Raw genomic sequence first — 19,887 nt, 5'->3', positions numbered from 1 at the left:
ACCGATACAATGCTTGCAATATACTTGATAACTCAAGTATATTGCAAGCATTGTATCTTACTTTTTTGAGATGAAGCATGAATGAGGTCTCTACAAACAATCTCTATCTCCACTACGATATCTTTGGCGCTGAGCATAAAAATACCATTCTATTAATTTCAGGATTAGGTACTCAGATGATTCATTGGCGTGATTTATTCTGTCAAATGCTTGCTAAAAGAGGCTTTCGAGTCATTCGGTTTGATAATCGAGATGTTGGCTTGTCAACACATTTGCATGATCAACCCGCTCCAGAATTGCATGATCTGATCCATGCTAGCCAAAATGGCGAGAACATCAAGATTGCTTATACGCTTCACGATATGGTTGAAGATACAGTGGGATTACTTGATGCTTTAGCAATTGATCAAGTCCACATTATTGGACGCTCTATGGGTGGGATGATTGCTCAACTGATGGCAAGTACTTACCCCCAAAGAGTCAAGAGCTTGATATCCATTATGTCGAGTACAGGAAACCCAGTACTTCCAAGTGCCCAAGCTGATGTTATAGAGCTGCTCACCCGCCCCAGTCCAGATCCACATTTGAATAAGACTGATTTTTTTCTGCATAAACTGCATTTTGCAAAATATATTTCGAGTCCTCGATTTAGTTTTGACGAAAATGCATATTTAAAACTTATTTCAGAGGAATATGACCGCAATTACGATCCAGATGGGCTAAAAAGGCAAATTGCTGCAATTGCTGCAACTGGTGATATTCGCTCATACCTCGCCCGCATCGTTGCCCCGACCCTGGTGATTCATGGCACAAAGGATTTATTAATCCCGATTGCATGCGGCCAAGAGAGCGCAAAGTCTATTTCTGGCGCAAAGCTATTAAAAATTGAGGGTATGGGACATGATTTACCAACTGATCTCTATCAATTCATCATCGATGCGATTGCTGCCCACATCCAACAAGCAAGGCATCACCAAGATCAGTAACAAACCGACCGACCAACAATCGCACAATGCGATACACCGATTTAAAATAAAATGCTTAAAAAAACCCATTAGCAGCAGAAATAAAAAGCCGATTTGAAAACAAATCGGCTTTTTAAGATCAAAACAATAAATTCAAAACTTATTTCTTGTCAGCTTTAAAGCTATCTTTCAGATCCAGAATACGGTTGAACACTGGTTTGTCTGCTTGATGATCATGTTGATCCGCAACAAAATAACCTTCACGTTCAAACTGGAAACGATCTTCAGGTTTTGCTTGTGCTAAAGCTGGCTCAATCACCGCTTGAACCACTTGCAACGATTCTGGGTTTAAATGTGCGAGGAAATCATCATCTGCATCTGGTGCTGCTTCGTTAAACAAACGATCGTAAATACGAACTTCCGCAGGTACACCTTTGGTCGCAGAGACCCAATGAACAACCCCTTTCACCTTACGCCCTTCAGGATTTTTACCCAAAGTCTCAGGATCAATTGAACATTTAAGTTCGATCACTTCACCATTGGCATCTTTAATTACTTCATCACACTTGATCACATAGGCATGACGTAAGCGCACTTCACCATCAGGAATCAGACGTTTAAAGCCTTTTGGCGGTACTTCTTCAAAGTCTTTACGATCAATATAAAGTTCACGCGTTAACGGAATAATGCGTTCGCCCATATCCACGTTTGGATGACGTGCATGCGTAAGATCCAATTCTTCAGGTAAATTCGTCAATGTCACTTTCAATGGATTGAGTACTGCCATACCGCGTGCTGCGGTATTTTCCAAAGACTGGCGAATACAGAACTCAAGCATTGCCACATCAACAATACCATCCGTTTTCGATACACCAACACGCTTACAGAAATCGCGTAAACCTTCTGCGGTAAAACCACGGCGACGCATCCCAACGACTGTTGGCATACGTGGATCGTCCCAGCCCTGTACATGCTGACCTTCAACCAATTTACGTAACTTACGTTTAGAGGTAATGGTGTAATCGATATTTAAGCGTGAAGACTCGTACTGACGTGGTACAGCTTGCGAGTGAACTTTTTCCACAATCCAGTCATAGAATGGACGATGATCTTGGAATTCTAAAGTACAGAGTGAATGGGTAATACCTTCAATCGCATCAGACAATGGATGAGCGTAGTCATACATTGGGTACATTTTCCACTTATCACCGGTTTGGTGATGCTCTGAATGCAGTACACGATAAAGAATCGGATCACGCATATGCACATTCGGGCTTGCCATATCGATTTTGGCACGAAGTACAGCACCGCCTTCTTGGATTTCACCATTACGCATTTGTTCAAAACGCGCAAGATTTTCTGCAACAGTCGCATCACGATAAGGTGAGTTTTTCCCTGGTTCAACGAAATTACCACGGTTCAACTTAATTTCTTCTGGGGTTTGCAAATCCACATAGGCATCACCTTGTTCAATCAACTGAACAGCCCATGCATAAAGTTGGTCAAAATAACCAGACGCATAGCGAGGCTCGCCATTCCAGTTAAAACCTAACCATTTCACATCATTGGCAATACCATCAACATATTCTTGTTCTTCAGCATCTGGGTTGGTATCGTCAAAACGTAAATTACATAAACCTTCAAATTCTTCGGCAATACCAAAGTTCAAACAAATTGCTTTGACATGACCAATATGCAGATAACCATTTGGTTCAGGTGGGAAACGTGTTACTACTTTTTGGGTACGCCCTTCTTTTAAATCATCGGTAATGACTTGACGTACAAAGTCTAAGCCTGCCTGTTGTTCTTGCTGCACGGCATCGACAGAGGCATGGGTATTCGGCGTCGGGGTCTTTGGCAGTTCAGAAACAACATCATTTGGCTTCATAGGGTGTAAATCACTTCTTACAGTTAAAAATGGGAAATAAAAACGCAATCTTTGCTATTTATGAAAGATTTTAACGTTTTTTACTTGCCTTGTAGTTTACAGTTTGCTTATGCTTCTCTCAACCAAAAACCCATGGTCAATTTGCCCATGTTTAGGAGATTAATGTAATGAGTTTTCCTCAAGTCGAATTAAACACCAACAAAGGTCGTATTGTTCTTGAGCTTAACGCTGAAAAAGCACCAAAAACGGTTGCAAATTTCTTAGAATATGTACGTGACGGTTTCTATGACGGCGTAATTTTCCACCGCGTGATTGATGGTTTTATGATCCAAGGCGGTGGCATGGATGAAAACTTCAAAGAAAAAGCAACACGTGACTCAATCGAAAATGAAGCTGACAACGGCTTAAGCAACGATGAAGGCACAATTGCAATGGCGCGTACTCAAGCTCCACACTCTGCATCTGCTCAATTCTTTATCAATGTTAAAAACAACTCTTTCTTAAACCATACTGGTAAAACAGCGCAAGGCTGGGGTTATGCAGTATTTGGTAAAGTTGTTGAAGGTCTTGATATTGTAGAAGCGATCAAAGGCGTACGTACAGGTAACCGTGGTTATCACGCAGACGTTCCTTTAGAGAACGTTGTAATTGAATCTGCTAAAATTATTTCTGAATAAGAATCTCCCCTAACCCCTCTTTTAAAAGAGGGGAAACTCCTCCCTTTACAAAGGGAGGCTGGGAGGGATTATAAAATAGGATAAAAGTGTGACCTACCTGTTTATCTCAGATCTACATTTGTCACCTGATCACCCTCGACTCGTTCGAGGGTTTTTAGCTTTATTGAAACAATACCAGCATAAAAACACGCAACTCTATATTTTGGGTGATTGGTTTAATGCTTGGATTGGTGATGATTACACTGCCCCATGGTTAGATGAAATTGTCAGTGCTTTGCAAAAATTCACCGCAGCGAATAACCAAGTTTATTTCCAAGTGGGTAATCGTGATTTTGCCTTAGGTCAAAAATTCTTAAAACACTTCGATGGCATTTTACTGCCTGACGTTTATACCCTAAATATTCAACAACATACGTTCCGACTGGAACATGGTGATGCGCTCTGTACCGATGATGTTGCTTATCAACGTTTTCGTAAAGTGATTCGTAACCCCGTATTATTGGGGCTAATAAAACGCACCCCATTGAGCTTTAGACAAAAACTTGCCAATGGTTTCCGTAAAAAAAGTAGCGAAACCAAACAGCTGAAAAGCTATGACATCATGGATGTTAATGCTCAAGCAGTAGAATCCGTGATTGAACACGTTGATTATTTAATTCACGGCCATACCCATCGTCCAGAGATTCACCATGTCCTTAACAAACGACGTATTGTGTTAGGAGATTGGCGAGCAGATTCAGCTTGGATTTTAGAGCTCAATGAGCAAGAAAATTATCAATTAGATTTTAAACAGTGGTTCTATTAATTAATCACTCTTTAACTGATCTTAACGACTTCTTTTATCTCTTCATATTTTTATCCCAACCATCTATTAATAAATTATTGCCTTACACTTGGATAAAAACTTTAGTCACTTTAAGCATCTTGCACTTCGCTAAACCTTCAATCGGTCATCTCCTTACGCTTGATCAGAGCTTTAATCGCTCTAACCCACTCATATACGACTTAAATCTATATAGAAATCACATTTAGCTACTTTTCGTGAAATTTAGATCAAGTAAAATAAATTAAATTTTAAAATCGAGTAAATGACGGATGGATACTTTAGCTACGGCAAAAACACGTTACGCCACAAAAGCTTATGATGCAGAGAAAAAAATTCCTCAAGCACAATTTGAAAAACTACTCGAAATTTTACGTTTCAGCCCTTCTTCGGTAAATATTCAACCTTGGCACTTTTTGGTTGCTGAATCTGATCAAGCAAAGCAGCGTATTGCATCGGCATTGACTGGCAATTATGTGTATAACGCGGCCAAAGTTCTCAATTCTTCACATACCTTAGTATTTTGCACGCGTACCGATATTTCTGCTGAATACTTAGAACAATTATTACAGCAAGATGATGTCAGTGGTCGCTTTAAAGACGAAACTGCCAAACAAGGACAACGTGCCACCCGTTCTGGTTATGTTGAATTCTATCGTAATGAACTGAAAAATCTTCCGGCATGGATGGAAAACCAGACCTACCTTGCACTTGGGCAACTGCTTTTTGCTGCGGGTCTAGAAGGAATCGACGCAACACCTATGGAAGGGTTTGATAGAGAGCTCATAAATAAAGAATTTGGTTTGGCTGAAAAAGGCTTCAAAGCCTCTGTAATTGTTGCACTCGGTTATCGCAGCGACAGTGATTTCAATGCCAAACTGCCAAAATCACGACTACCAGATGAAGTGGTTTTTACTCGCCTATAACAGCACTTATTGAATGAACGCCCTAATAATAACTAGTTAAACCTTATTATTAGGGCTTAGCATTACGCATTCGTATTGATTTGAGATTGACTTAAAACCGTCTGGTCTAATTCTTCAAAGAAGACCTTCAGATCATCAGCCTGAATAAAATCTGCTTTAAATAGCATTGAGGTTTGGACATCATCAATCCCACAATAGGCAAAAATACCTTCCACGATTTGTTTGTGAATCGCTTGTGTATAACCGTGCCGATCATACCCAGATTGCGTCCCTGTTGCAGTCCCAATCAGTTTGACTGGAATATTTTTTAGAGTACCCAATAGATTCCCCTGTTCATCGTATTTGTAGGCCCAGTCCTGACTAAATACACGTTCAAACCAGCCCTTTAAGAAAGCTGGAACCGACCACCAATACACAGGAAAAATAAAATAAACAATATCCGCACGATCAAAGCGCGCTTGTTCAAATTGGACCTCTGCATCCAAAGCTTGACGACCACGATAAGCTTCAATATCAGAAAGCGTCATCACAGCTTGAAAACCTTCCTTATATAAATCGGCAATTTCTACTGAAACACCCTTTCCAGTTAAATCATGAGAAATATGCTGTGCAATCTGATGAGAAAGTGATTGGGTATCTGGATGCGTTATAACAATCAAAGCATGCTGGAATTTATTTGAATTAGACATAGATCCATTCCGAATAGATGATCTACACAAGTTACCAATAGTAACTTATGCTGTCAACTCGGTTTATGATGCCTGTAATTAGGTCGCTGAATAATCTTGTAAAATAACTAAAAGTGAATTTTCCATCACCTGCTGTGCAGTCAGTGCATCAATTTGATTTTTACTTGCTGCTGTCGATACCGTTTCAATCAAGCCCATGATCGCGATCACGATCGCCTCACCCTCTTTTCCATCCAATTGAATAAATGGATGGATGCTTTGTTTAAAAATTTCTGTGAATTTTTGCTGACATTGCTGAAAATAGTTTTGCAAGATATCACTACCAGACAAAGCAGCAATGACCAATCCAACCTCTGGACCCGTTGAGATAAAACAACTTAAATAAGCGTCGCAAAAAATATGGATGGTTTGCTGTAAGGTTTTTGCTTCAGCAGCTAAAGATCGATTAAGCTCTGCAGTCTGTTTATCATCAAACTCCTGATAAATCGAAATCAGTAACCCTTCGCGGTCAATAAAATGTCGATAAGCAATTGGTTTAGTAATACCAGCTTGCTCTGCTAAATATCCCAGAGTTAGGGCTTCTACACCCTGAGTTCGAATAATTGAACGGGCCACCTGCAACAATTGTTGTCTGCGCTCTTCCTTACTTAGTCTCTTACCAGCCATAATTTTACTTCCATCAAATTTAACCAAATCGCTTTACATCATTGCTTTGGCTAAACACAGAACTGCAACCACACCACAGATCAATCCAATCCAGGTATAAGCTTTTAACCGTTCTTTAAATAATACGACGCCACTAAGAACACCAAGTACCACGACAAGAATATTCATCCCAGCAAAAACAATGGCAGGAGTTTCTTTGAAAATCATATGTGCTTTGACATATAAGGCAATATTGGCAAAATTGAGTACACCTAAAAATAAACCTGTAAAAATATTTTTAGGTTGCCAATTGGGTTGAGTAATTGCGATATAAGCGATGGATAAAATAAAGGCTGCAATAAACGTTAAATTCAGTGTGACTGCAAACTGTAAACCTAAACTACTACTATATTTAAGTAATATATCGACAGCAGCATAACCCGCCCAAACACTAAACAAAAACAAGGCTGATTTTAAATTCATGCCTTTACTAGCCTGCTCTGTGGCCTGTCCGATAATAATCGCTAAAATCGCAATGATGCCCAGTACGACACCAATTAATTTTAATTGGCTAAACTGCTCCCCAAAAATAAAATAGGCAGCTAATAACGACAGTATGACTGCAAGCCGCTGAGCAATTTCCGTTTTCAGGATACCTGCAAATTGCAAAGACTTCGCCAAACATAAAAATATGCTGGGTAATAACACAGCTAAAATAAGAATTAACCACCAAGGGGTATGATTCAAAGAGATATGCGTAATATCGGTTTTAAACCAATAAAAACATAAAAGGCTTGCGCTCAAATAATTCCACGCAATCATTTGAAAAACATCAAATCCCTTTGCTTTTAGGTATTTCAGCAAAATTGAGACCAATACACTACAACATGCCGCAGCAACAATCATTTCCATAGTATTTATTCTAGCTTTCTAATAGACAAAAAAATGCCAGTCTAGCGTGAGACTGGCATTTTCTTAAAGATCATCGATCAATTAACGATTGTTTTCGTCTTCTTGACCATCTTCGAATTTAGTTTCGCCATCAAAGCCACCTTGATGACCAAAGCCACCTTGACCACCGAAGCCGCCTTGACCACCGAAGCCACCTTGACCACCGAAGCCGCCACCTTGACCGCCGAAGCCGCCTTGACCACCGAAGCCACCACCTTGACCGCCGAAGCCACCTTGACCGCCGAAGCCGCCACCTTGACCACCGAAGCCACCAGCAGCGCCTTGACCACCGAAGCCACCAGTAGCACCTTGTGCAGGGAAGCCACCAGCAGTACCTTGAGCACCAGCAGGACGTGGGTTACGCGCAGGAACAACTGTAGAAATCGCGTGTTTATAAACCATTTGACTTACAGTGTTTTTCAACAAAACAACATATTGGTCAAATGACTCAATATGACCCTGCAATTTGATACCGTTTACAAGGAAAATAGAAACTGGAATACGTTCTTTACGGAGAGAATTTAAGAACGGATCTTGTAAAGTTTGACCTTTAGACATTTTTAACTCCAAAAAATTTTTAAATCAGCGCAAAAAAACTATCTTTATTTTTCAACTAAAAATTATAAAAAGACAGCCTGCGAATTTTGCTTTATCCAAAGAAGTTTCGCAAGTCTTCTTTCGCCTGCTTTATCGTCACGTAAGTTTTAAAATCGTGTATTTCTTGCAAAGAACGTAACCATGTGTATTGACGTTTAGCTAATTGCCTCGTCGCAAAAAGGGCTTTGTTCTCCATTTCTACTTTATTTTTGAGACTTAAGTCACTTTTTAGTAAAAAATCTAAAGCTTGACGATAACCAACAGACCGCATAGACGGTAAATCATCATTTAAATCGTATTTTTTAATCAATTCCTCTACTTCATTCAAAAAACCAATATTCCACATTTTGCTCAATCTTTGCTCAATGCGTTGATGTAATTCTAAACGATCTGGCATTAATGCGTAGTTATGAAATATGTAACGATATGGTTGATTTTTAGGTTGTTCAGCTTGTAGTTTTGTTATCGGTTCACCCGTGATTCGAAACACTTCAAGCGCACGAATGATGCGCTGCTTATCCGATACTTTAAACTTTTCTCCTGCAACAGGATCTACCTCAACCAACTCTTCGTAGACAGATTGCCACCCCTGTTGTTCAGCTTTCTGAAGAATGGCATCACGTATCGTTTGATCCGCATTGGGTAAATTACTTGCCAGACCTTCAAGCAAGGCTTTGAAGTACAACATGGTTCCACCCACCAAGATTGGGGTTTTGCCACGGGCATGCATATCATCAATCAATGGGCAAACATCTTCAACAAATTGTGCCGCCGAATACACCTCTAAAGGCGTAATAATATCAATCAAATGATGTGGATATTGCTCTTGTTCTGCTTTGGTTGGTTTCGCTGTACCAATATCCATATCTTTATAAACTAAAGCTGAATCGACTGAAATCAGTTCGCAATTTCCACGCTCATAAAGTTCACATGCCAATGCTGTTTTACCGCTTGCGGTAGGCCCCATTAAATTGATGACGGGCAATTGATTTGACATGTAAAACTACTCTCCTCGAGCAAATAATTTATCTAATTGATGGAGTGGAAACGCACGCCAAGTTGGACGCCCATGATTACATTGGCTGGCAAACTCGGTTTGTTCCATTTGACGTAATAAAGCATTCATTTCCGATAAACTTAACTGGCGATGCGCACGCACAGCGCCATGGCAAGCCATCCCAGCGAGCAATTCATCACGTTTTTGCAATAAACCTCTCGCTTCATCATTTGGATCAAGATCATTTAGCAGTTCTGGGATGAGGTTGCTAAAATCAGCCTTATGCAAAATCGCAGGGACACCACGCACAATCACTTGATCATCACCATATTGATCGACTTCTAAACCGAGCCGTTGCAATTGTGATTGTAAATCTTCGATACGTGTCGCTTGCATGCGTGTGATAGATACAATTTTTGGAATCAATAACTGCTGAGACGTCCAAAACTCAGGTTTATCCCATGCTGACTTCATTTGTTGCAACAAGATACGTTCATGTGCCGCATGCATATCGACAATAATCAGGCCTTCAGTATTTTGCGCCAGAATATAAATCCCATGCAGTTGTGCAATTGCAATCCCTAAAGGAAATTCATCTACACGTGATGGAGCTTGATCATTTCCATCTTCTGCATCTTCACGTAAAGGCGCCAAATAACTTTTGAGTGCATTATTCAAGTGCGCAGAACCGTTATAACGTGGTTCTTGTGGTGTTGAATTGTAGTGCACTGCTTGTGGACGACTTTGATTAAACTCAGTCAATAAATCAGTCGACACAGCCACTTGCTGATTGACTTGAGGTTCTGCTTCTACCGTCGCACGATGTAAATTAAATTGTTCTTGGTATTTTGGCTGTGGTTGATAATTAAAATGATCATCCGCCGCATCTGTTTTCATTGCCTGTGCTAAATCTGCACTTGCAGTCTGAAATTGAGACAAGGTTGCTTTGGCATAGTGACGTACAAATTCATGCACTTCACGCTGGTTTAAAAAGCGGATTTCATGCTTGGTCGGATGCACATTCACATCGATATTTTCAGGATCGACTTCTAAAAACAACAAATAGGAGGAATGTTGATGACCATGCAAAATTCCGTCATAGGCCATACGTAAAGCGTGTGAAATGGTTTTATCTTTGACAATACGACCATTCACATACACATATTGCATGTCAGCTTGTGCACGTGCATCCGAAGGATGTCCCAACCAGCCAGATAAGCGCATATTGATACTGTCTGAATCGATCCAGTACGCATTTTGGATAAATTGCTGGCCTAATAACTGTTGCACACGCTGATAGCGTAATTCACCACTGTCAGCGACAGGCAGGTTTAAACGAATATTATCGTTATGTTCTAGCACAAAACGAATATCGAAATGGGTTAAAGCCAGACGGCGAACAATTTCTTCAATATGATTAAATTCAGTGGTTGGTTTTTTTAAGAATTTACGGCGTGCAGGCACATTAAAAAATAAATCTTGTACGCGAATATGCGTGCCTTTTTGTGCAGCGACTGCCTGAATTTGTTGATGATCAAAAGCCGTACCATTCACTTCAACTTGATAGCCGACACCTTGCTCATCTTGACTACTGGTCAGAGTTAAGCGTGATACGGCTGCAATTGACGCTAAAGCCTCTCCACGAAATCCCAGACTCACAATTGCATGTAAGTCATCAGCAGTTTGAATTTTACTGGTGGCATGACGCATCACCGCTAAAGGTAAATCTTCTGCATGAATACCATTACCATTATCAATGATTTCAATTAACGTTGCCCCCCCCTGTGCAACTCGAATAATCAGTTCAGTTGCACCCGCATCAATTGAGTTTTCTAATAATTCTTTGACCACAGATGATGGACGTTCAATTACCTCACCCGCCGCAATCTGGTTGGCTAAGGCAGCATCAAGGGTATGAATACGACGAGTTGAATCATGCGCCATTCAATTGTTCCTGCAAAATTTGAGATAAAGCTTCAGACGCTGTGGTTAAAGTCACGAATCGAGTCAGTTCATCTTCCGATTTTTGAATATCAATCACAATATCTGGTTTTGGAATTTCATCACCACCTTTCGATGGCCATTCAAATAAAAATAAAGCATCGGGTGTTTCCAGATAATCACGGATGCCCATTAACTCAAGTTCATAAGGATCATTCAAACGATACAGGTCAAAATGGAAGATCTCTTTACCTTGAATGGTATAAGGTTCAACCAAGGTATAAGTCGGACTTTTGACCGAACCTTGATGCCCTAACTTTTGTAGAAAGTAACGGGTAAATGTGGTTTTTCCTGCGCCCAAATCACCAATTAAATAAATAATGCCAGCATGCACATGTTGTGATAGCACCTGTGCAAAACGTTGAGTGTCTTGTTCATGATTTAAAGTAAATTTCACTGAAGATGACATGGCAAATAAAACAAAATTGGGATGGCAGCTATGATAACATTGCCCTGCTTTAAAGCCTAATCCATAGAAAGAAGTTGATTCTTTTTAAAACAACTCCTAAATTATTTTCTGAGGAAACTGTTGTGGACGAACATCGGAAACTCATTTCGAAATTTACGCATCAGCTTTTTTTATCCATCGAAAAACCTTTTGAGACAACAACTGAGCTAGAACGGCAAATTCTTGCAAGTTTTAGTTTTGGTACAATTCATGCCCAATGTTTTTTAAACCAACTCCCGGCTTTAGAGATTCATAAACTTGCAATTTTTATTTTTACTGCAGAATTTAAATATGCACCTCAACAAGCACAAGATTTTGTAGAACATCTCATTGAAGTTGCAAGTGATAAAGAGCTTCATCCGACCACGCATGCAATCATTCATAGAGGAATTGATGGGCACAGGCAATTCATCAACTCGGATTATGTTAATCTAAGCAAAAACATCAACGAGATACTTAATCTCATTTGTTCTTAAAATGCCGGACCTTAATTTTAGTGGCATCATTTATCTCTATGAATCAATTCTCAAATAAAGATTTTACTCCTCCACTCATAAATGGTGTCAGTGCCAGTAAAGTCTTTTTACCTCACGATGTTTCTGCACTTACTATTTTTGATTATCTCTGCCAACACTTCCCACATATTCAGATCAGCGAATGGCAACAGCGTTTTGCCGATGAGCTGATTTATGCAGCAGATGGCAGCAAACTCACATTGGATAGCCCCTATACACCCAATACCCATATTTTTTATTATCGTTTCCTTGCGCATGAAGTGCATGTTCCGTTTCAGCATGAAATTCTATTTGAAAATGATGATCTGCTTGTCGTCGATAAACCACACTTTTTGACCATGACACCAACGGGGCAATATGTACAAGAAACCCTCTTGGTCAGACTGAAAAAACAAACAGGCTACGAAGATCTCACCCCCATCCATCGACTTGATCGAGAAACAGCCGGTGTGGTTTTATTCTGTAAAAAAGCCACCTCAAGAGGTGCGTATCAGCAGCTTTTTGCCGAACGAAAAGTGCAAAAAACCTATCATGCCATTGCAAAATATCGACCTGAACTGGATTTTCCGCAAATTTTGCAACTACATTTAGAAAAAGGTCAGCCTTTTTATACGATGCAAATTAATCCTGAAAAACCGAATAATACTGAGACTTTAATTGAACTGTTAATGCATGATCAGCAGCATGCCAAATATAAACTCAGTCCTAAAACAGGAAAACAGCACCAATTACGCGTGCATTTAAATTATCTGAATATTCCGATACTTAACGATTCTTTTTACCCTCATATTGAGCATAAAGCAGAGGATGATTTTAGTCAGCCATTGCAGCTACTTGCCAAAGAAATTTGGTTTATTGATCCGATTCTAAATCAAGAAATGCAGTTTAGCTCTAAGCTTGAACTCACATTGTAAATACACCGTAATGACAAAAATTCTATTTTTTCACTTCAAAAATATTGAAATTACATTGCAATGGTTTAAAATACATGACGATAACTAAAAATATTTGGTCTCATTCTTCATGCGAAAAACAGAAGTTTATCAGGTTCGCCTCGATTCACATGAAAAGAAGCAAGCTTTTGCCGTGTTTAAACAGTTGGGTATCTCCCCTGCTCAAGCCGTTCGCCTTTTCTTTAAACAAGTGGTACTCACCAAGTCGATTCCATTTGCAATTGAAAACCAGAACATCAACATGGAACAGTTATTAAAACTGCGTAAATCAAAAGCAGCCGCCAGTACTGAAAACCCATCTTCTGTCGAAATTGAAGATGATCATGAAGACCTGTTTGAAGAGTTAAACGCCCTTCTTGGTGAAAGTGACAAAACTTAACAATGTTGCATTTATAAACAAGTTTTTATTTTTTAAGCTGAATTTTTTTCGCTATTCTGACAGTCCTAATAAAATTATAAGTGTAAGGATGGGCAGGAATGATTGTTAAGCGAGCAACAAAGGAAGATCTTCATCAACTTGCTGTCTTGTTTGACGAATACCGTCAGTTCTACGGTGCATCATCAAATATTGATCAATCTTATCAATTTTTAAAACATCGCTTTGACAACAAAGACAGTGTCATTTTCATTCATGTTAAAGATGACGTATTTACAGGCTTTGTACTACTCTACCTTGCTTTTTCTTCTGTGGCTTGCGAAACCTACTATATTCTCGATGATGTCTATGTCACTCCCTCTTATCGAAAACAAGGTTCCGCTAAACAACTGATTGATACAGCGATCTTATTCGCACGGCATGAAAATGCACAACGTATCAGCCTAGAAACGCAAAAAAATAATTATCAATCTCACCGTCTATACGAACAAATGGGCTTTATTCAAGACAGTGAGTTCAAAACCTTTCATTGTTTTTTAAAGTAATCATTCATCTAAAGCAATATTCTGACTTAGCTGCTTCTGCGAAGGAGTTAAATAGGTCCATTCACCTTCCTCCAACTCAGGAAGTTCAAGTAAACCCACTTGATGTCGATGTAAGACCTCAACTTTATTTCCAACAGCTGCCAGCATACGTTTGACTTGATGGTAAACACCTTGGTGAATGGTCATTGAAATTTGATGTTCTGAGAATAATTGTACATCGGTGGCTGCATAGGTGCCTTTCTCATTACGCAGTTCGACACCTTGCTCTAAGCCATGTTGCTGTTCAGCTGTAACTGGATCTGCTGTGGTCACATGATAAACTTTGGGTACATGTTTACGTGGATGCGTCAATGCTTGTAGATATTGCCCATCATCGGTCAGCAATAATAGACCTGTTGTATCTTGGTCTAGACGCCCCACACATTGAATCCCACGATGCAGCAAAATTTCAGGAAAAAGACTAAATACACTTTTATGATGTGTCGCCTGATGCGAACATTCATAGCCTTGCGGTTTATTTAAAACAATATAGACGTGCTCTCGATATTGGTATTCTTCACCAAATACTTCAAAGACCAGTTGATCGGTATTGATATTCTGTTTCGGGTTATCACAGACTTGATTATCAATCTGAACAGAACCATTTTTAATTAACTGCTGACAATACTTACGTGAACCAAAGCCTTGTGATTGCAAAATTTTTTCCAGCAGCATAAATAAATCCTAAGCTAAACTACGGCCATTGTACTCGATTACAACGCTAGCTGTTGCTCGTTGCCTATTCATTCTTTATTTTTATAATTTATTCACAATCTCTTCATTTGTTATAGAACACCAACAAAACCCTCGTCAAACACTCTCAATCTAGATATTGCGCTCCATATTTTCAGCCACAACTCTTGTTACATTTGTCACAAGCAAAAAGAATATTGTCCAAAAGAATGGATAAGGAGTTTCACCATGAAATCGAATATGTGGTTATGTAGCGTTATCTTAGCAGCATCTTCAATGATGACCGTTGCACATGCAGATAATACCACTCGTGTTGCCGCAACCTCTGCCCTAGGAAGTGTAGTTGGTACCGCCTTGGGAAAACAACTTGGTGGTGACACTGGTGCAATGATTGGCTCTGCAATCGGTGGTGCTGGCGGTGCAGCTGCATCGAGTAATCGACGCGACCGTACTGAAGCTGCCATTGGTGGTGGTTTAGGTGGTGTGGGTGGTTATACCGTTGGCCGTAATATGGGCGGAAGCAATGGTGGTTATATTGGTGCGGCACTCGGTGCAGCTGGTGGTTCGGCATTAGGTCAAAAGGTTGGTCAAGACCGTGATGCGGATCGACGTTATGATGATCGTCGCTATGACCGCCGTTATGATAACCGTCGTTCTTACGATGACCGTCGCTATTACAATTCTCGTGAAAGCTACCGTCATGACAATGGCCGCCATCGTGGCTGGTACAAACACCGTTAATCAGATCAAAACGTTTTACCCCTTTAGCGCCCTCGGGCGCTTTTTTTGTTTGATCAAAACTATATATCGATCTAAAACGATATACAAAACCAAACTTATATCGTATTATTTCGATATATAGTTTTGAGACACCATGATGAAATCACTACAAGATATAAAATTCTCTATCCTAGAACTCGCTCCTGTTCGAGATGACAAGAGTATCGAGTTTTCTCTCCGTCATGCATTAGAACTCGCGCAACATGCGGAAAAATTAGGTTATGAGCGTTTTTGGTTGGCTGAACATCATAATATGGACGGGATTGCCAGTTCAGCAACAGCAGTTTTATTAGGATTTATTGCCGCAAATACGCAGCACATCCGTTTGGGTTCTGGCGGTATCATGCTGCCAAACCATGCACCATTGGTGGTTGCAGAGCAGTTTGGAACACTAGCCACACTCTATCCAGACCGTTTTGAACTCGGCTTGGGTCGTGCACCAGGCACAGATCAAATGACCATGCGCGCCTTACGTCGTGGCCGTCAGGAAACTGAAGATCAATTCCCTCAAGATGTGATAGAGATTCTGCAATATTTTAAAGCACCGCAACCGAATCAGAGAATTATCGCCACACCAGGTCAAAATACCCATGTGCCTGTTTGGTTACTCGGCTCAAGTTTATTTAGCGCACAATTGGCCGCAAAACTTGGACTGCCTTATTCTTTTGCGTCTCATTTTGCACCAAGAATGTTAGGTCAAGCTATTGAGATCTATCGTGATAACTTCCAAGCTTCGGAATACCTCGATAAACCTTATGTTTCAATGGGTGTCCCAACAGTCGTTGCTGCAACAGATGAGGAAGCTCAATATCTGGCGACCAGTTCATATCAACGTATTTTGAATCTGATCCGCGGTCATAGCTTAAAGCTTAAACCACCGATTGATTCAACTGAAGGTCTTGCATCTAGCGCTGAACAAGTGGCAATTCAGAATTTTTATGCCATGGCACAAATTGGTTCTCAAGAAACTGTTAAAGCTGGATTAAATAAAATTGCAGCGCAATATGATGTCGATGAATTCATCTTTACTTGTGATATCTACGATACGCAAAAACGCTTAGATAATTTTAGTTTATTGATGGATATTAAAAACAGCTAAATCTTTGGCTTAAGTCTACAAGGTTCATTTCCCAATCAGCCTTGTAGATTCACCATCCATTTAAATTCCAGCTTGGAGCATCTCTGTTGCTTGTTCTACATTCACAGCTCGGCTAAATAAATAGCCCTGTCCGATTGAGCATCCAGAAGATTTTAAGAGTTCTAATTGTTCGGTGTTCTCAATACCTTCTGCAACAATATCCAATGATAGTTTTGGTCCCAAAGCGATGATCGCCTGTACAATGGCTAAAATCGCCTCATCATCATTCATTTGACGAATAAAATCGCAGTCAATTTTTAAACAATCTACTGGGTAGTCCCGTAAACGGGTTAAAGAGGAATGTCCCGTACCGAAGTCATCCAATGATATTTTAACGCCTTGTTGTTTCAATAAATTTAATGCTCGAATCACATAGTCAGAACCACGATCATCCAAGATATGTTCAGTAATTTCTATTTCTACTAAATGATGTGGAATGTTGTAGGCGTTTAAACGGTGGAGTAAACGCTCAGCATAATTGTCTTTCAGAAACTCGACTGGTGCTGCATTGATTGAAACAGGAACAACATCCAATCCTTGTGCTATCCAGGCTGCAATATTTTTAAAAACTTTATTCTGCATTGCATCACTAATTTTTGTCGCCAGAATATAGTCTTGAAATGCTTGTTCAATATTACAAGGTGAATGGATATGCTGATCTTCCGTCTGCCAACGTAATAATGCCTCGAAACCAACCACCTTCGCATCTGCTAAACGCACTTTCGGCTGGTAAAATGGGACGATAAGATCATCACGAATAATATGGCGCGCATCATTTAATTGAATTGCAATGTTTTGAGCCGCAACTTGCATCTGCTGGTTAAACATACGAAAACCACCACGTCCCGTCGCTTTCAAATCATTGAGCGCAGTATCTGCGCATTTCATTAAATTAGCTGAGTCTTTTGCATCTCGTGGATAAATCGCACAACCGATACTCATACTGCCATTAATCAAATTGCCAGCATAAGTAATCGGGGCTTCTAACTGTCGACTCACATCCACAGCTATTTTTTCAAGCTCTACTTGTGTCTCAATTCCATTGACGACAATAGCAAACTCATCACCGCCTAAACGAGCGACAAAAGTGTTTTCAGGCAAAATGTTTTCTATTCGCTTAGACAGAACACGGAGTAGATGATCTCCAGCTGCATGGCCAAGCGTATCATTGACATGTTTAAAGTAATCTAAATCCAGCAACATCAAGCCGAGTAACTTCTTGCCTTTTTTATGTCGATGTAATGCACGCTTAAGTTGTAATTTGAAGAAACGACGGTTATATAACCCTGTTAAGTCGTCTAACTCACTCGAAAGCTGTAATTGGATTTCAGTTTGGCGTTGTGTGGTCACATCGCGAGACAGACACAAAACCTGCACGATCTGGCCCTTATCATTTAATATCGGCGTGAGTAAATTATCCCAATATTGTCTTTCAGCCCCTTCTCCACTCATCCCACGGAAACGCGCAGCCTTCCCTTTAAGTGCCGTTTTTAAGGCATAACTTGCCTTGGTTCTTATTTCCACAGGTAACAGCTCGGCCCACTTCATGCCAAAGCTATTTTGGCTTTGAGGAAGATTAAGTGCGATACATCCCGTTTTATTGACATGCAGTAAAGAGCCATCTGCTTCTAATAATTTTATGCAATCAATACTATTATCCAGCATGTTGGTTTGGGCATTAATACACTGAACTAAGTTTTGTTGATACTGCTTGGTTTCATGGATATCAACGCTATTGATAAACCAATGTGCTTTTTCTTCTGAATTCGCCGCTATAAATTTTGCTGACAATAAAAACCAGCGATATGCACCAGACTGATGTTTTAATCGGCATTCAATTTGAAATGGGGACTTATAGATAAATGCCTGCTGCCACTCACTTTGGAAGATTGCTCTATCCTCAGAATGGATTAAATCGACCCAGTCTTTTGCAAAATGTTCTAGGTCGTTAAAACCAATATACTCTTGGCTTAAACTATTAAAAAAATACGCATCTCCATACTCAGAGAGCAGCCAGACCAGACTCGGAATACGGTTAAAAATATTTTGTTGGGCCTCACTCAGTTGATGGTTAGAGTGAAAAGGAATAGCCAAGTTCACAGACTTCTGTTCCAAACAGAACTCTCTCTATCAAGATATTCAGTTGCAATAAAAGCCATAGACCACCAACAATAAAAAGTGAGATTTAAATCACAGTATTGTAGCAGAAATGCAATAAAATTATCACCAATTGCAGACTGATCAGTTAGATTTACTTTATTATTTAATATCAATTATTTACTTTAAATTCACGATATTTGTCAAACTTTCTTTAAGAAAATGATCTAAAAAATTACAGACTACCCCATCCAGATGACTGAGGTAGTCAGGCCTGATTAGCCAATACGACGTTTTAAACCCGTCATTTGTAAGACACGTGTTGAGATTTCCTCAATCGACATTTCCGTGACATTTAAATATTTAATCCCTTCAGAAATATAGATCCCTTCAATCGCACGTAATTCCATCTGACACTGGCTGAAACTTGAATAGCGGCTATTCGCTTTACGTTCGTTACGGATTGCCACCAAACGTTCAGCATCAATCATCAAACCAAATAGCTTGTTTTTATGTTCACGCAGTACTTTAGGCAAGCGATTGTCATCCAAATCTTCTTCAGTCAATGGATAGTTCGCCACACGAATACCGAATTGTAATGACAAATAAATTGAGGTCGGGGTTTTCCCTGAACGTGATACGCCAATTAAAATAATGTCAGCTTTGTCATAATGGCGTGTTCTTGCCCCATCATCATTGTCCAGTGCGAAATGTACGGCATCGATACGCGCTTTATAATATTCAGAATCAGTTACCGCATGAGTTTGTCCAACCAAAGTGGTCGGTGGCGTACCTAATTCTTGTTCTAATTTACTAATCAAGCCTTCAAAAACGTCTAAGTTGACCGCCTTAGCAGTATTGATAATTTCACGGACATGCGGATCAACCAAGGTATCAAAAACTAGCGGCAAAGAACCATCACGACTTTGACATGCATTGATCTCTACAGCGACATTCATAGCCGCCTCTTCAGTCGTAATATAAGGTATAATATGGATGTCAAAATCAACGTTTGGAAATTGCGCAAGTAGTGAATGTCCAAGGGTTTCTGCGGTAATTGCGGTACCATCTGAAATAAAAAAAACGCTCCGTTTAATTTCTTTACTTACGGGCATCAAAATTCTCCTTAAACATTTGTCTTAGT

The 19,887-nt window shown here is 39.9% G+C and carries 21 protein-coding genes; 10 read left to right on the top strand and 11 right to left on the bottom strand.

Annotation, left to right across the window (positions count from 1 at the left end; all coding sequences use genetic code 11):
* The first annotated feature begins 77 nt into the window (after positions 1 to 77).
* Complete coding sequence (locus F885_RS02810) at positions 78 to 986, top strand: alpha/beta fold hydrolase (RefSeq protein ID WP_005322221.1); 909 nt, start codon at positions 78 to 80, stop codon at positions 984 to 986.
* Between the two features lie 139 nt (positions 987 to 1,125).
* Here the strand turns inward: F885_RS02810 and F885_RS02815 are convergent, their stop codons facing one another.
* Positions 1,126 to 2,853 (bottom strand): glutamine--tRNA ligase/YqeY domain fusion protein, encoded by a 1,728-nt coding sequence (locus tag F885_RS02815; protein ID WP_005322214.1) that lies wholly within the window; start codon positions 2,851 to 2,853, stop codon positions 1,126 to 1,128.
* A gap of 167 nt (positions 2,854 to 3,020) precedes the next feature.
* On the opposite strand from F885_RS02815, the gene F885_RS02820 reads away from it, so the two are divergent.
* From F885_RS02820 to nfsB, 3 genes are all read left to right on the top strand, one after another.
* The gene (locus F885_RS02820; protein ID WP_004661403.1) at positions 3,021 to 3,530 is read left to right on the top strand and encodes a peptidylprolyl isomerase; all 510 of its coding nucleotides are present in this window, start codon (positions 3,021 to 3,023) and stop codon (positions 3,528 to 3,530) included.
* Between the two features lie 88 nt (positions 3,531 to 3,618).
* On the top strand, positions 3,619 to 4,335 hold the full coding sequence (locus tag F885_RS02825) for a UDP-2,3-diacylglucosamine diphosphatase (protein WP_005322213.1): 717 nt from the start codon (positions 3,619 to 3,621) through the stop codon (positions 4,333 to 4,335).
* A gap of 290 nt (positions 4,336 to 4,625) precedes the next feature.
* Positions 4,626 to 5,279: an oxygen-insensitive NAD(P)H nitroreductase gene (gene nfsB, locus F885_RS02830; protein WP_005204680.1), complete on the top strand. Its 654-nt coding sequence runs from the start codon at positions 4,626 to 4,628 to the stop codon at positions 5,277 to 5,279.
* 62 nt (positions 5,280 to 5,341) lie between these two features.
* On the opposite strand, the gene F885_RS02835 is transcribed toward nfsB, so the two are convergent.
* The 7 genes from F885_RS02835 to tsaE all read right to left on the bottom strand — a co-directional run bounded on the left by F885_RS02835 (position 5,342) and on the right by tsaE (position 11,568).
* Positions 5,342 to 5,968, bottom strand: a complete 627-nt coding sequence (locus F885_RS02835; RefSeq protein ID WP_005204683.1) for an NAD(P)H-dependent oxidoreductase — start codon at positions 5,966 to 5,968, stop codon at positions 5,342 to 5,344.
* A gap of 78 nt (positions 5,969 to 6,046) precedes the next feature.
* On the bottom strand, positions 6,047 to 6,634 hold the full coding sequence (locus F885_RS02840; RefSeq protein WP_005322212.1) for a TetR/AcrR family transcriptional regulator: 588 nt from the start codon (positions 6,632 to 6,634) through the stop codon (positions 6,047 to 6,049).
* A gap of 33 nt (positions 6,635 to 6,667) precedes the next feature.
* Positions 6,668 to 7,525: an EamA family transporter gene (locus F885_RS02845; protein ID WP_004806050.1), complete on the bottom strand. Its 858-nt coding sequence runs from the start codon at positions 7,523 to 7,525 to the stop codon at positions 6,668 to 6,670.
* Between the two features lie 81 nt (positions 7,526 to 7,606).
* The gene (gene hfq, locus F885_RS02850; RefSeq protein WP_004806048.1) at positions 7,607 to 8,122 is read right to left on the bottom strand and encodes an RNA chaperone Hfq; all 516 of its coding nucleotides are present in this window, start codon (positions 8,120 to 8,122) and stop codon (positions 7,607 to 7,609) included.
* 91 nt (positions 8,123 to 8,213) lie between these two features.
* A complete protein-coding gene (miaA, locus tag F885_RS02855) occupies positions 8,214 to 9,158 on the bottom strand; it encodes a tRNA (adenosine(37)-N6)-dimethylallyltransferase MiaA (RefSeq protein WP_004806046.1) in 945 nt (314 codons plus the stop codon).
* A gap of 6 nt (positions 9,159 to 9,164) precedes the next feature.
* Complete coding sequence (gene mutL / locus F885_RS02860; protein ID WP_005322209.1) at positions 9,165 to 11,102, bottom strand: DNA mismatch repair endonuclease MutL; 1,938 nt, start codon at positions 11,100 to 11,102, stop codon at positions 9,165 to 9,167.
* Positions 11,092 to 11,568, bottom strand: coding sequence for a tRNA (adenosine(37)-N6)-threonylcarbamoyltransferase complex ATPase subunit type 1 TsaE (tsaE, locus tag F885_RS02865; RefSeq protein WP_005322207.1), 477 nt, complete (start codon positions 11,566 to 11,568; stop codon positions 11,092 to 11,094). The genes mutL and tsaE overlap by 11 nt, the downstream gene beginning before the upstream one ends.
* A 122-nt stretch (positions 11,569 to 11,690) precedes the next feature.
* Here tsaE and imm48 point away from each other — a divergent pair, with 122 nt between their 5' ends.
* From imm48 to F885_RS02885, 4 genes are all read left to right on the top strand, one after another.
* On the top strand, positions 11,691 to 12,083 hold the full coding sequence (gene imm48, locus F885_RS02870; RefSeq protein WP_005204691.1) for an Imm48 family immunity protein: 393 nt from the start codon (positions 11,691 to 11,693) through the stop codon (positions 12,081 to 12,083).
* Between the two features lie 38 nt (positions 12,084 to 12,121).
* Complete coding sequence (locus tag F885_RS02875; protein ID WP_017402163.1) at positions 12,122 to 13,036, top strand: pseudouridine synthase; 915 nt, start codon at positions 12,122 to 12,124, stop codon at positions 13,034 to 13,036.
* 109 nt (positions 13,037 to 13,145) lie between these two features.
* Positions 13,146 to 13,454 carry a type II toxin-antitoxin system RelB/DinJ family antitoxin gene (locus F885_RS02880; RefSeq protein ID WP_005322205.1) on the top strand — a complete coding sequence of 103 codons (309 nt, stop codon included), beginning with the start codon at positions 13,146 to 13,148 and terminating at the stop codon, positions 13,452 to 13,454.
* 98 nt (positions 13,455 to 13,552) lie between these two features.
* Positions 13,553 to 13,996 carry a GNAT family N-acetyltransferase gene (locus tag F885_RS02885; RefSeq protein WP_005204693.1) on the top strand — a complete coding sequence of 148 codons (444 nt, stop codon included), beginning with the start codon at positions 13,553 to 13,555 and terminating at the stop codon, positions 13,994 to 13,996.
* On the opposite strand, the gene F885_RS02890 is transcribed toward F885_RS02885, so the two are convergent.
* On the bottom strand, positions 13,997 to 14,710 hold the full coding sequence (locus F885_RS02890) for a pseudouridine synthase (protein WP_005322203.1): 714 nt from the start codon (positions 14,708 to 14,710) through the stop codon (positions 13,997 to 13,999).
* A gap of 246 nt (positions 14,711 to 14,956) precedes the next feature.
* Here F885_RS02890 and F885_RS02895 point away from each other — a divergent pair, with 246 nt between their 5' ends.
* Both F885_RS02895 and F885_RS02900 read left to right on the top strand, forming a co-directional pair.
* On the top strand, positions 14,957 to 15,469 hold the full coding sequence (locus tag F885_RS02895) for a glycine zipper 2TM domain-containing protein (RefSeq protein ID WP_004806031.1): 513 nt from the start codon (positions 14,957 to 14,959) through the stop codon (positions 15,467 to 15,469).
* A 136-nt stretch (positions 15,470 to 15,605) separates the two neighbouring features.
* Entirely contained in the window at positions 15,606 to 16,607 is a 1,002-nt protein-coding gene (locus F885_RS02900; protein WP_171068236.1) for an LLM class flavin-dependent oxidoreductase, read from the top strand.
* A 60-nt stretch (positions 16,608 to 16,667) separates the two neighbouring features.
* Here the strand turns inward: F885_RS02900 and F885_RS02905 are convergent, their stop codons facing one another.
* Together F885_RS02905 and ppsR are read right to left on the bottom strand one after the other, a co-directional pair.
* The gene (locus F885_RS02905) at positions 16,668 to 18,746 is read right to left on the bottom strand and encodes a sensor domain-containing protein (RefSeq protein WP_005322200.1); all 2,079 of its coding nucleotides are present in this window, start codon (positions 18,744 to 18,746) and stop codon (positions 16,668 to 16,670) included.
* A gap of 275 nt (positions 18,747 to 19,021) precedes the next feature.
* The gene (gene ppsR / locus F885_RS02910; RefSeq protein WP_004806023.1) at positions 19,022 to 19,858 is read right to left on the bottom strand and encodes a posphoenolpyruvate synthetase regulatory kinase/phosphorylase PpsR; all 837 of its coding nucleotides are present in this window, start codon (positions 19,856 to 19,858) and stop codon (positions 19,022 to 19,024) included.
* Between the last annotated feature and the right edge of the window lie 29 nt (positions 19,859 to 19,887).

It is taken from the genome of Acinetobacter higginsii (genome assembly GCF_000369845.1).
GTDB lineage: Bacteria > Pseudomonadota > Gammaproteobacteria > Pseudomonadales > Moraxellaceae > Acinetobacter > Acinetobacter higginsii.
The sequence above is the reverse complement of the archived record's forward strand: the minus strand, read 5'-3'. Positions and strand labels throughout refer to the sequence as shown.